General features: G+C 41.8%; 12 protein-coding genes. 8 read left to right on the top strand and 4 right to left on the bottom strand.

The annotated features are described in order from the left end of the window. Positions 1-3: 3 nt before the first annotated feature. The gene (cobA, locus tag FLL46_RS21005) at positions 4-858 is read right to left on the bottom strand and encodes a uroporphyrinogen-III C-methyltransferase (protein WP_142933390.1); all 855 of its coding nucleotides are present in this window, start codon (positions 856-858) and stop codon (positions 4-6) included. Positions 859-1,383: 525 nt separating this feature from the next. Between cobA and FLL46_RS21000 the strand changes: the two genes are divergently transcribed. Both FLL46_RS21000 and rnt read left to right on the top strand, forming a co-directional pair. Continuing rightward, positions 1,384-4,182 carry a nitrate reductase gene (locus FLL46_RS21000; RefSeq protein WP_142933388.1) on the top strand — a complete coding sequence of 933 codons (2,799 nt, stop codon included), beginning with the start codon at positions 1,384-1,386 and terminating at the stop codon, positions 4,180-4,182. 266 nt (positions 4,183-4,448) lie between these two features. Then, on the top strand, positions 4,449-5,057 hold the full coding sequence (gene rnt, locus FLL46_RS20995; protein ID WP_210418786.1) for a ribonuclease T: 609 nt from the start codon (positions 4,449-4,451) through the stop codon (positions 5,055-5,057). A gap of 723 nt (positions 5,058-5,780) precedes the next feature. Here rnt and FLL46_RS20990 read toward each other — a convergent pair. The 3 genes from FLL46_RS20990 to flgA form a co-directional block, all read right to left on the bottom strand. Then, on the bottom strand, positions 5,781-6,242 hold the full coding sequence (locus FLL46_RS20990; protein WP_142933384.1) for a flagella synthesis protein FlgN: 462 nt from the start codon (positions 6,240-6,242) through the stop codon (positions 5,781-5,783). Positions 6,243-6,314: 72 nt separating this feature from the next. Then, a complete protein-coding gene (gene flgM, locus FLL46_RS20985) occupies positions 6,315-6,626 on the bottom strand; it encodes a flagellar biosynthesis anti-sigma factor FlgM (protein WP_142933382.1) in 312 nt (103 codons plus the stop codon). A 3-nt stretch (positions 6,627-6,629) separates the two neighbouring features. Next, on the bottom strand, positions 6,630-7,397 hold the full coding sequence (gene flgA, locus FLL46_RS20980; protein ID WP_142933380.1) for a flagellar basal body P-ring formation chaperone FlgA: 768 nt from the start codon (positions 7,395-7,397) through the stop codon (positions 6,630-6,632). Positions 7,398-7,709: 312 nt separating this feature from the next. On the opposite strand from flgA, the gene FLL46_RS20975 reads away from it, so the two are divergent. The 6 genes from FLL46_RS20975 to flgE all read left to right on the top strand — a co-directional run bounded on the left by FLL46_RS20975 (position 7,710) and on the right by flgE (position 13,035). Next, positions 7,710-8,636, top strand: a complete 927-nt coding sequence (locus FLL46_RS20975; protein WP_142933378.1) for a chemotaxis protein CheV — start codon at positions 7,710-7,712, stop codon at positions 8,634-8,636. A gap of 25 nt (positions 8,637-8,661) precedes the next feature. After that, the gene (locus FLL46_RS20970) at positions 8,662-9,468 is read left to right on the top strand and encodes a CheR family methyltransferase (protein WP_142933376.1); all 807 of its coding nucleotides are present in this window, start codon (positions 8,662-8,664) and stop codon (positions 9,466-9,468) included. Positions 9,469-9,955: 487 nt separating this feature from the next. Further along, complete coding sequence (gene flgB, locus FLL46_RS20965) at positions 9,956-10,366, top strand: flagellar basal body rod protein FlgB (RefSeq protein WP_142933374.1); 411 nt, start codon at positions 9,956-9,958, stop codon at positions 10,364-10,366. Positions 10,367-10,461: 95 nt separating this feature from the next. Further along, the gene (flgC, locus tag FLL46_RS20960; RefSeq protein ID WP_142933371.1) at positions 10,462-10,887 is read left to right on the top strand and encodes a flagellar basal body rod protein FlgC; all 426 of its coding nucleotides are present in this window, start codon (positions 10,462-10,464) and stop codon (positions 10,885-10,887) included. A gap of 58 nt (positions 10,888-10,945) precedes the next feature. Then, positions 10,946-11,623 (top strand): flagellar hook assembly protein FlgD, encoded by a 678-nt coding sequence (locus FLL46_RS20955; RefSeq protein ID WP_142933369.1) that lies wholly within the window; start codon positions 10,946-10,948, stop codon positions 11,621-11,623. Positions 11,624-11,727: 104 nt separating this feature from the next. After that, positions 11,728-13,035, top strand: a complete 1,308-nt coding sequence (gene flgE / locus FLL46_RS20950) for a flagellar hook protein FlgE (RefSeq protein ID WP_142933367.1) — start codon at positions 11,728-11,730, stop codon at positions 13,033-13,035. Positions 13,036-13,052: the final 17 nt, after the last annotated feature.

The following is a 13,052-nucleotide window of genomic DNA, read 5'->3' as shown; positions in this document are numbered from 1 at the left end:
CCTTTATGCAGACAAACGAATGCTTTTCTTGTCGTCAAACTGAGCTTTTTGAAACCAGTCCAACTGTTGCTGATAGCGAACAACATCGCCAATTACAACGAGTGTTGGTGATTTAAATTGTTTTAAATCTGCCTGTGTTGAAAGTTCTATTAAGCTAGATGTGATAACCCTTTGTTGAGGTTGACTCCCATTTTCAATTAATGCTGCAGGTGTATTTGCGTTCAATCCGTGTTTAATGAGTTGGTGACTAATAAAGGAGAGCCGAGTCAGGCTCATATAAAAAACGAGGGTATGGTCAAGGGTGGCAAGGCTTGCCCAGTTTAATTTGAGTTCATTTTTGGCGTGGCCGGTAATGAAGGTGCATCCTTGTGAAACTTCACGGTGCGTTAATGGAATGCCTGCGTAGCTAGTACATCCTGACGCAGCGGTTATGCCTGGAACAATTTCTACGTCAAGGCCGACTTCACTAATCGCTAACATTTCTTCGCTCCCTCGGCCAAAAACAAATGGGTCCCCGCCTTTTAATCGGCAAACCTGTAGTCCTTTGTGACATAATCTCACTAATAATTGGTTCAGGCTTTCCTGAGCAATGCTATGGTTATCTTTACTTTTTCCCACAAATATTTTTTTACAGCCTTTCGGAAAAGATGACTTTATTTCATCGCTGACTAGTTTGTCGTAAAGGATGACGTCACTGCTTTGAATAATTCTCAGGGCTTTAACTGTTAATAAATCCATAGCACCGGGACCTGCCCCGACGAGGTAGACTTTCCCTGTTTTTTTAGAACCAGTTTGAGTTATATGATCGACTTGCGAATCAAGTTTATGGTATCCAGTTAAATTTTTTTTGATAGTCATTTCGTTGTGTTAGCTCTTTATTTTTTTCTAAGCATCAACTCCTAGAGCAAAAGCAATGCCAGCCTTTTTGTATGTTTTGTAATTGCTCTTTTATTATTTAAATACAATAAGTTATCTTGTGTTTTTCTACCTGCTATGGACGTGGCCGTTTTTAGTGGTGCACTGAGGCGGTGCGAGAAGGTAATGCGTTTTTTGGTGTTGCACTGGCGTGGTGCAAAAGTTTTACTCGGTGTCACAATGGTTTCTAAAATTAATCGGCTAGCGTTTAGTTTGATAAATGAGTTTTGAGTCTGAGTTTTTCATCTAAAAACTTTTGAGACTTTTTAGTTCTAGTTTCTTTACGCCCTTCCCGACGGGCGAAATGCTTGTCAGGCTGAATAAAGAAGTTGACATTTTTTGCAACCGTTACTGGTCAAACTGAACTGGGTTACGGTAGTTGACAACTTAAACCTGTTTTAGTTGGCGTGATTGTTGCCTTAGTAATTATTCGAATGATTCACTGGTGACTGATTACATATATTCAAAATGTCAAAATTATCGACTTCTTTAAACAGAACAAAAACAACCTGTCCATATTGCGGTGTTGGATGTGGAGTTGAAATCGCTTGTGAAGAAAATGAAAACTACTCAGTTCAGGGCGATCAATTTCACCCGGCAAACTTTGGGCGACTTTGTACTAAAGGGCGGTTGTTGCCAGAGACTTTATCTAACGAAACTCGACTGAGTTATCCTACTGTGAAAGGGAAAAGAGCGACATGGAAAAAATCAATCGCATATGTTGCTAACCAACTTAATCAGGCGATCGGCAAGTACGGAAGAGACGCTGTTGCTTTTTATGTTTCGGGTCAGTTATTAACGGAAGACTATTATGTCGCTAATAAACTAATGAAAGGTTTTATTGGTAGTAGTAATATTGATACTAATTCCAGGCTCTGCATGTCGTCACCGGTGGTTGCTCATAAAAGGGCGTTCGGCAGTGATAGTGTACCTGTGTCTTATAGTGATCTTGAAAGTGCAGATCTCGTTGTGCTGGTTGGGTCAAATCTGGCCTGGTGTCATCCGGTGTTGTATCAACGGTTGAGAGCTGAGAAACAGCGTCGACCACAATTGAAGATAGTCGTGATTGACCCCCGAGTAACAGCCAGCTTTGAAATAGCAGATCATCATCTTACCATTAAAACTGGAACTGACTTATTGTTGTTTAACGGGTTGCTTTGTTACTTGTTTGATAAGGGGTACGCTAACACGCAGTTTTTTACTCCCAACAATATTGATGCAACTATTGAAGCTGCCAGAAAAAATTATCTCGGTATTGAGCCGTTGGCTAACGGTATCAATGTCTCTTCAGGAAATTTAGAAAGCTTTTTTCAATTGTTTGCCAAAAATGAAAAAGTAGTAACTATTTTTTCTCAAGGAATAAATCAATCCACTCAAGGTGTGGATCAGTGTAACGCAATTATCAATTGTCACCTGTTTACTAATCGAATAGGGCGGCCGGGCATGGGACCATTTTCTATCACGGGGCAACCCAACGCAATGGGAGGACGTGAAGTAGGCGGCATGGCGACGGTTTTAGCGGCGCATTTAAACTTTGATGACAGAGAGGCTTCACGCTTGTTGAGCGAGTTTTGGCAAACTGAACGATTAGCGAATAAACCAGGCTTAACTGCAGTTGAATTATTTCAACAAATCGAGCGAGGAAAAATAAAAGCTTTATGGGTCATGGCAACTAATCCGATTGTATCAATGCCAGATAGTAATCGAGTGAAAAAGGTGCTGGAGAAATGTCCGTTAGTTGTGGTTAGTGATTGTTTTAAAACCAGTGAAACTTTAGATTACGCAGATGTCATTTTTCCTGCGCAAGCCTGGGGCGAAAAATCAGGGACAGTGACTAATTCAGAACGACGAATTTCTCGACAGCGGCAATTTCGTCCTGCATACCAAGAATCAAAACCTGATTGGTGGATTATTTCTCAGGTTGCGAAAGGTATGGGATTTGGAAAGCATTTTAAATATCAAAATGAGTTCGATATTTTTAAGGAGCATGTTGCGTTATCTAATATGGCAGCGGGGCATACCGGCAGTTTTGAGTTGGCCGCATTATCGAACATTGATCGACAAGGGTATGATAACCTGGTTCCGTTGCAATGGCCTCAGCGCGATAAAAATGCCATTAAGTTGCAAAGCTTAAAACCCTTTGCTGATGGGAAATTTCATACCTTCGATCAACGAGCGAATATGATCCCGGTTTTTTCTGTTGATAGAAATTCCATTAACCGCGAAGTTAATCGGGGCGCGATGAATAGTGGGCAATTCGAATTTGTTCTAAACTCTGGCAGAGTTCGCGATCAATGGCACACCATGACCCGCAGCGGGCTCTCTCCTCAGTTAAGCCTGCATTCCACCGAGCCCAGGTTACTGATAAATCCAGAAGATGCAGCATTGCTCAAAATCTCCGATGATGAAATTGTTTGCGTGGCTGCCCAATCGTTGACAATGGGAATCAGGATTAAGATCAGTTCACAAGTTGCAAGCGGTGAGCTTTTTGTTCCAATTCACTGGAGTCATGCAAATTTCAGCGGCGGTGCGATTAACCAGTTGGTTGATAACAGTGTCGACCCACTATCAAAACAACCGGCATTTAAACAGGCGAAAGTCACATTAAGCGTTATTCGAGTTGACGCGGAAACTAAATCTTCGAGTAAAGCAGAGGTCCCTGCATTAGATAATTTGCCGACCAATCGCCGGCCGATCAGGAGTGAGGCATTGCTACTCTGTCGACTGCCGTTAGACCGACAATTGATAACAGGATTGGATTATTGGGTAAAACAGAAAGTCTCACAAGGCGTTTTGTATCATATTGCCAGTTGTGTCGAGCCCGATGAACTTTATACAAAATTAACCGGGCAATTGAAAAAAATCGGTGGTAAAAGCAAGTATTGGTTGAACACTAGAGCGAATGGTCCTAATGAATTTCAATCAACTGTATTTGACGGTGATAGACTTCTGTGGAGCATGCAGATTAGTTCGCGAAAATCCGGTATTGATGATAGTTGGTTTACTGAATTACTGAAAGCGGAAGTATCACCGCAATTAGCCAGGGCACTTTTATCAGGCAATGCGAATAAAGAAATTGAGCAGGATAAACCACTCTGTTTGTGTATGAAGGTGAGTAAAAAGCAAATTGAGAGCACTATCGTGGGTTGTGGTATTAGTGATATTACAAAGATTAGTGAGTTGACTGGAGCGGGCAGGGCGTGTGGCAGTTGTATGGGAGATATCGCCATGATGCTCCACCAACGTCATCTCACATTGTTTTCATAAAAGACGCTTTCATCGTTAATATCGCTATAAACAACAGGAATTTTCGGTAATATTTCCAGTTGGAGCGCAACAGAGCTGTATTTATGGCTTGATTGATTGGTTTAGGTGATAATCCAGTGTTAGAATTCTTGAACTATCACGGGTATAGTTCCTGAGTGATAATAGATAAAAGCAGATCGACAGATTAATAGCAGATCGACCAAAAATACAGTAATTCAAGGTAGTGTTTGGGAAGGTCTTAAGGATCAGATAATAAAATGACAATGATGAGTCGCCGGTTTCGGGGCTTTTTTCCAGTGGTGGTCGACGTTGAAACCGGCGGGTTTAACGCATCAAAAGACGCTCTGTTAGAAATTGCCGCAGTATCACTTCAGTTTGATGAGCAGGGATATTTAAAAATTTCCAACCGATGGCATTTTCATGTTGAGCCATTCGAGGGCGCGAATATCGAGCAGTCATCACTCGACTTTACTGGTATTGATCCCTTTAATCCTTTACGCGGTGCAGTTTCTGAAAAAGTTGCTCTCAACGAGATATACAAAGGCGTTAAAGTTGAGCAAAAACAGGCGGAATGCCAACGAAGCGTTTTAGTTGGACACAACCCTGGATTTGATCTGGGGTTTCTGATGGCTGCGTCAGAACGTATTAATACTAAACGAAACCCGTTTCATCCATTCACCACTTTTGATACTGCGACCATGGCTGGCCTGGCACTTGGCCAAACGGTTCTTGCGCGAGCTTGCCAAACGGCAGGAATTAGTTTTGATAGCGAGCAAGCGCATTCCGCGCTCTATGACACAGAGAAAACGGCTGAGTTATTTTGTTATATCGTCAACCGATGGAAAAAATTAGGCGGTTGGCCGCTGGGAGATTAATTTTCAGCGGTGACTGCTTTACGGTAATCCAGAAACCAAATTAAAACCATGCGGCAACATCGCCTGTATTTCCAATCATGATCAAGGCATCAGTAAAAATGCGTTAATTTGATCATAAAATTTCGATCAAAAAATATTCAGATCAAGAATTCAACAATTGTCTGCAACCAAGATATCTCAAAGTGTTGAAAGAGTTATCCCCAATGATATCCACTAAAAATGGGGATAAATGGGATAAAATATTTGGTGTTTAAAGTGGTAAGTCGATCATAATTTGATCATTTTTTTTAAATTGAATCATTTTGTTAAAGTTTGATGTTCAAAATTCGGCAATTAATTTTAATTTAGTTTCTCGGTCACCTCGGCCAGCGTGGAGATGACAATGTGTGGTTCGGACTTTTGGTTTAGCTTCTCTGCCGTCTCTCTATTGCATTCGAGATTGCAGTTTGCTGTTTTACTTCCTCACTTAAAAAAATTTTTTCGATCAAAGATTACTCAGATCAAAGAATGATCAGATCAAGAAATCAACAATTGTCTGTAACCAAGTTATTGCAACGGGTTGCAAGAGTTATCCCCAATGATATCCACTAAAAGTGGGGATAAATGGAATAACTTTTTGAGTGATTTAAAATATTTAATCGATCTAAAACATCTAATCGATCATAAATTGATCGTTTTCGAACTTTATAAACAGGCAAACTGAGTTCTTATCCAGAACTCAGGTCAGGCAGAAATAGAAGCGCTAAAATGTTTCACGGCAGTTCTATCACCGCTGGCGTTATAAATATTATTATCGGGATCGAATCCCTTAATCAAATTGAAAGTTCTTCTGCAAGAGACATTAAGAAGTTCAATAAGCCTGGAGTTCACTTCGTTTTTAAAGCTACATTTTTCTACCAGTCCCATTAATTCTCGCCAGACAGGGGCGAGTTGTTCGTCGGCAAAACAATAGTGTTTGAACTCATTCATGCTAGATACGCTAATGCCGTGCTGTTTTAAAATCGGCGGAATATTGTGTTTGTTAATCGTCTGGACCAGACTATCTTTTTCTTTGATAAGCTTAGTTAATGACGCGAAATCTCGGTTTTCTAAAGCAACCTGTTCGCTGTTGAGAATATCGTGTAACTGCTGGTAGTCTTGTTGCCATTGATTAATCAACGTTTGGCAAAGTTGAGCACTGTTCATAGTTGCACCTTATCGTAATTCGATTGAATGATTTGCTGAGCTGGCTGCAAATAAAATCATCATTCATGACCATTAATGGCGATAATAATCAGCTTCGAAATCGAGCATTTTATTGGCCACCTGCTCATATTCAATTTCGTATTTGTTATTGTCCAGCTTCTCTTTTACCGGAGAAACTCTATCTGGGTCGAGCACAGGCGCAGCCTTCATTTGTTGAATAAGGCTATTGATCTGTGAAGCCTGTCCCGTCAAACTGACAGAGTCATCCGCTTCAACTGCGTTGGAACTGGATTCGTTAGAAGAACCTTTCTTACGAGATTTATCTGTCTTTCCCAGGTTAGCTTTGGTGTGCCCCGGTACCAGACTGCGAATATCCATAACCATAATTTAATTTGTACCTGCTAAGTTAACGCTTAATTGGTTTTTTCCGGTAACTATAGCACCAAAAATGCGTTTTGATTTTGAATTTCTCACCTGGGCTGTTTCACCCAGCGCTGCGTCATTAAGCGCCATACCGTCCACGTTAATAGTAATAAATTGACTGTTTGCCGAAACACTCACTTTCTGACCTTTACAAACCATGCAAACGCTATCCTGAAAAATCACAGAACCGCTACGCATCGAGCGCTTCGGGCTCGTGTTCATAATAAGCGCAATGTCTTCAACCGGAATTTTGCGCATATTAGTAGTCAATACTCTTTGCCTGGTTAAATCTGATTTGGTCAATATATCACTCGGTCTTAAGTTCCTGGTTGTCACCCACACATGTTGGTAACGCTCAATTTTTGCAGAAAGAAACAGCTTCCAGCTTTGTTTACCATTACAACGTACGCCAACCGTGGTTTTACCCTTTAGTCGGCTGCCGCTTGGCAGAAAAGCAACCAATCCATTGTCACATAATTGCAATCGAGTTCTAGGGTCAATATGACCGACAGTAATCTCGGTACTTGCTATATCGGCAGAAGGTTGCTTTTCCTCAAGGAATTTTTTTGCCGCTTGGCGAATTTCTTCCAGAGACTGATAGTTTTCAGCGTTTTTCGCCGTTAATGGCAACGAGATTATCAATAGCAATATCATTAAAAAAAACATTGAATTGTCCGTAAACTGCCTTGTTAGGGCTAATTTCTCTGGATCGCTATCGTTAATTAATTTCATGATTTTCCTGTTGTTTTACGAATATTGACTATACTTAAAACCAATAACACGCAAGTTGCGGTATTTGTCTGCGCGCTTGTTAATTGCCTCACTTTCAGTGCTTTATCGAGGCTTAACCATTATTTAACTGGTATTTAGTCAAAAATACGTCTTAACCTGAATAAAATGTGCCGTTTTGGCACCATTGACGCTAGTCTCTACCAATATGACCCGCTACAAGTTAAGCAAAGTTAAATATATAAACAAATAAGCAAATTGTGTGCCGCATAGAGATAAATCATTCATATTTTTAAAGTGATAGGAAGGTAAGTAATGTCGAGTATTCTTGATTCGGTTAACCAGAGAACACAAATGGTGGGTCAGAACCGGCTCGAACTGCTTTTGTTCAGGTTAAAAGGCAAGCAGGTTTATGGCATTAATGTTTTTAAGGTGAGAGAAGTTCTTCAATGTCCTGAACTGACTGAATTGCCTCAACGCAACCCGGTTGTTCGTGGCGTTGCTCATATTCGTGGGATGACAATTTCAGTCATCGATTTGAGTCTCGCCGTGGGAGGACCTTCGCTGGGTAATGTGCAAAATTGTTTTGTGGTGATTGCGGAGTATAACCGGAAAGTACAGGGGTTTCTGGTGAATTCAGTAGAACGGATTGTCAATATGAACTGGAGCGATATTCATCCACCACCCAAGGGTTCAGGAAAATCCAGTTATCTAACCGCTGTTACTGACATTGGCGGTCAGTTAGTTGAAATTATTGATGTCGAGAAAGTTCTCGCTGAAATTACACCTAACGATGCAACTGTTAGTGCGGAGATCGTGGAAGAGCAAGCAGGCAAAGCGCCACAAGATAAAGTCGTGTTAATTGCGGATGATTCTTCGGTGGCTCGTGGACAAATCAAAAGAACAATTGAACAGTTAGGTTTTCAGACTAAATTGTGTAAAGACGGTAAAGAGGCATTGGAATATCTGGAGGGGATAGTCGCGAATGGTCAGTCGGTTGACGATGAGGTCTTACTACTTATTTCCGACATTGAAATGCCGGAGATGGATGGATATACTCTCACCGCTGAAATTAGAGGTAACGATAAACTCAGTCATATGTGGGTAATGCTACATACATCATTAAGTGGTGTCTTTAACGAGGCAATGGTGCAAAAAGTTGGTGCAAATGATTTTATCCCTAAGTTTAATCCGGATGAGCTGGCACAAGCTGTGCAGAAAAGAATGGAACTAGAAGATTAATAAAGTAGAAGATTAGACCCAGCTCATGGAAATATCATTAGCCGATTATGAGCGCTTTAAACTTATCTTAGAGAAGCAAAGCGGAATACTGCTCGGCGATAATAAGCAGTACCTGGTCGTTAGCCGACTCAGTAACCTCATTCAGGAAAAAGGGCTTTCCTCTTTATCCAATTTGTTAGATCAAATCTCGAGGCCCGGCGGCACGCCGCTTCTCAAACTTGTTGTTGAGCGTATGACGACCAACGAAACTTTGTGGTTTCGTGATCGTTATCCCTTCGAATATTTGCGCTCAACTATTGTCCCCGAACTCAGAAAAAAGAGCTTTAATTTTCGGATCTGGTGTGCGGCCTGTTCAACCGGTCAAGAGCCTTATTCAATTGCCATGCAATTGGATGAAATGGGCACTTTAAATAACAGTGAGATTATTGCGACGGATCTGTCTGATAGAGTGCTTACCAAAGCGCGCACTGGAATCTACCAGCAAATTGAACTCAATCGCGGCATGCCACAAGAAAAACTCAAGCGTTTTTTTTCACCTGCTGATGGTGGTGACTGGCAAGTTAATACCAAGCTACGTAACAAGATTCGCTATCAACCTCTCAATTTGCTCAGCCTGCCCTATAGCTTGGGTAAGTTCGATGTTATTTTCTGTCGTAATGTTTTAATTTATTTTTCTAATGAAAATAAAACCCGTGTTATCAACGGGTTAATTGACAATTTAAAACCGGGCGGATATTTATTTCTGGGTTCTTCTGAAGCGCTGACTCGTGGTTCTAAACCAATGAAAATGGTTCGTTGCAACCCCGGTTTGGTTTACCAGAAAGAAGCTTGATTCATTTCTCATTGGGTAATTAACCTGAGATTCAGATAAGGAAATTCCCCAGCGCCCCTATTTTTGCGGCTCTCTACGTTAAGTCTGTTTTCAATAGCTTGCTATTGCTTCACATCCTTGCCTTGATAGACACAAAAATAGTGACACTGGCCAATATTGAGTTAATCAATTCATCAAAAATTATTTTAAAGGATTGAAATAATAGTCTACTGGGAAGTCTTTTGAATTCCCTTATCCAAACCTCAGGTTAATTAACAGTCAAGCCAAGTTCTCTTGACTGTTTTCCTGCTCAAATCCACACTTTCTTTCCTTCATCTTTTGCCGCTCAAGCGGATTCGGGTTGCCGCTTTAAAATGGCGTCGAGCTTGTAGCCCAATAAAATAGCCTTCTGGTTATTGGCATAACGATTGCAATGTTGTTATTTGAATTTATTCCTATGGCGGTCAGAGGCCCGAATAAATCCTAGATATTGGAGCTGCGGAAAACTATGTCAATCAACTTTGAAAAAGCATTTGGTATTCACGAAACGGCGTTGACCATCCGGTCTCAGAGAGCCGAGGTGCTTGCGAATAACTTAGCCAACGCTGATACACCAAACTTCAAAGCAAGAGACATAGACTTTTCCAAAGCGCTCCAGTTAGCTCAATCGAATCAATCGGGTGCATTAAAAAGAACACACGAAGCACATTTGGATAGCAGACTCGGCACCCAGTTTGATAATGCAATTCCCGGGCTGAGTTACAGAATTCCAACGCAGCCGGATACGGGTGATGGTAATAGCGTCGATGCACAAACTGAACAAGCCAAGTTTGCTGAAAACGCCATGCAGTACCAGGCCTCTTTGAGATTTCTGAATGGAAAAATCAAAGGTTTGATCGCAGCCATTAAAGGCGAATAAAGAAAAGTTAAATAGTCAATTTTCGGAAAGCAGATCTTAGGAAAGTAGACTTTCGGAAAGTTTTTAACCGAAAAATATTTTACAGGAGAAGTCAGGTGGGTTTATACGACATCTTTGATATCAGCGGTTCTGCCATGTCAGCGCAGAGTATCAGGTTAAATACGACGGCAAGTAACATTGCCAATGCTGACAGCGTTGCTAGCAGTAGCGGTGAAACCTACAAGGCTCGCCATCCAGTATTTCAGGCGGTCATGAATGGGATTGCCGCCCAGGGACAAAATGGCAACGCGAGTGCTGGTGTCAGTGTCGCAGGCATTGTCGAAAGTCAGGCCGCACCTATAGCGCGTTATCAGCCGGAAAATCCGCTCGCGGATGAGCAAGGTTTTGTTTATGCCCCCAATATCAATATTGTGGAAGAAATGGCGAACATGATTTCGGCATCGCGCTCTTATCAAAGTAATGTTCAGGTCGCCACCATGACGAAGCACCTTTTAACCAGAACGCTTACATTGGGGCAGTGATTTTAACACTAGCACTAAACCCGAGAAACACGTTAAGTAGAAACAAGAGTATAAAGCCATGACAACAGGTATTAACTCAACCGATTATTCTGAACTGGGATTAAACACCCATCAGGCAGCAACCAGAGAAGTTAAGAAAGAACTGGGGCAAGCTGACTTTCTTGCATTGTTGACGACTCAGTTGGCTTATCAGGATCCAACTGCGCCGGTTGATAACAAAGAATTTATTTCTCAAATGTCTCAATTTGCCAGCGTCGACAGTTTACAAACGCTGGTGAATCAATTTGGTGAATTATCAAACTCGTTAACTTCCAATCAGGCGTTACAAGCTTCTTCTCTAGTAGGACGAAGTGTATTGATCCCCGGATCAGATGCCTACTTGATGGAAGGGGCCGCAATTGGTGGACAGTTAAATCTGGAAGCTTCAACAACGAACATTCGAGTGGAAGTGAAAGATGAGGCCGGCCAAGTTGTTTTTTCAAGTGATTTTGGTTCTCACGAAGCCGGCGATGTTGACTTCGTTTGGGATGGATTAGACAGCAACGGTGAAAGATTACCACCGGGTTTATATTCCATTGCCGCTTATGGTCAGGTTGGTGGTTCTACTGAGCAGTTGGCAACTTCCGTTGTCGCGCGCGTGGAAAGTGTCAACCTCGGCGGATCAGAAGGTGGTGTTTTGCTCAACCTGACAGGGTTGGGCCAAATTGAATTTAGTGACGTTAAAGAAATTGGTTAACCAGTTTACAACATTTTTTAAAGAGTTCTTTCGACAGACTTTTTTGACAGATTTTTTTCGACAGACTTTTTCGACAACATCCGGCTTAATACAGGAGAGCAGTTATGTCATTTAATACAGCATTGAGTGGGTTAAATGCAGCACAGGCAGAATTAAATGTCACCGCTAACAACATTGCAAATGTGGCGACCACAGGATTTAAAGAATCCCGAGCAGAATTTGCTGATATTTTTTCGACAACCTCTTTTGGTAGTTCGGGAACAGCGATTGGTAACGGTGTTTTGTTAGCCAATGTTGCGCAACAGTTTAACCAGGGTAATTTAGAATTTACTTCTAACACATTAGACCTTGCGGTTTCAGGAGAAGGCTTTTTTATCTTGAGCCCCAGTGAAACTAATTCAAATAGTATCTTTACACGAAATGGCGAAATGGGCGTTGATAGTAATGGTTTTGTGGTTAACAACGCGGGTGCCAGGCTTCAGGTATTTCCGGTAAACGCAGACGGAACCGTGACGGCAACTAGTTTGTCTAGCACTATTCCTTTGCAGTTACCACAAACTGCAGGTGTTCCAACGGTGACTTCATTGGTTGATATTGGGGTAAATTTACCGGCCAACGGAAATATTCTTGACCCACTTGCTTTTGATCCGCTACAAACTTCAACCTTTAACGCGTCAACTTCATTGACAGTTTTTGATAGTCTGGGCGAAAGTCATGTTGTGACCGCCTATTACGTGAAAATCGCGGATAACCAGTGGGCGACTTATTACAACTCTACTGATGCCAACGGTGCGACACTTCCTTTAAATATCGCAGACGTGGGCCCGGGTGATACTGCGCCGGTTGGTGCTGGTGGACAGACTTATCACACCCTGACTTTTGATAACTCTGGTAGTTTTGTAGCGAATGTTCCATCGGTCATTACTACCACTGCTATCGATTTCTTAAATGGCTCTGATCCAACACAGCTAATCAGTTTTAATTACGCCAATAATAATGCGACCCAATTTTCCTCACCCTTTACTGTAAATGTGTTAGACCAAAATGGTTTTCCCATCGGTCGACTAACCGGTGTGGAAATTTCTGACACTGGTGTCGTTCGAGCCAACTTCAGTAACGGCCAAACGACGGCGCTTGGAAAAATCGCATTAGCACGTTTTCAAAATGCTCAAGGTCTAGGGCAGGTAGGAAATAATTCCTGGCAAGATACCATCGATTCTGGTGCACCACTGGTTGGGGAAGCATTGACGTCGAGTTTTGGTCAGGTTCGTTCTGGGGCCCTTGAAGTTTCCAACGTTGATTTAACTGCGCAATTGGTTAATTTAATCGCGGCGCAACGAAACTTTCAGGCGAACGCGAAATCGATTGAAACTAACAACACTGTGACTCAGGCGATTATTAATATCCGTTAATTTTGATCGACGAATAT

Origin of the sequence: Aliikangiella coralliicola, from assembly GCF_007004725.1 — a bacterium.
GTDB classification, from domain to species: domain Bacteria; phylum Pseudomonadota; class Gammaproteobacteria; order Enterobacterales; family Kangiellaceae; genus Aliikangiella; species Aliikangiella coralliicola.
The sequence above is the reverse complement of the archived record's forward strand: the minus strand, read 5'-3'. Positions and strand labels throughout refer to the sequence as shown.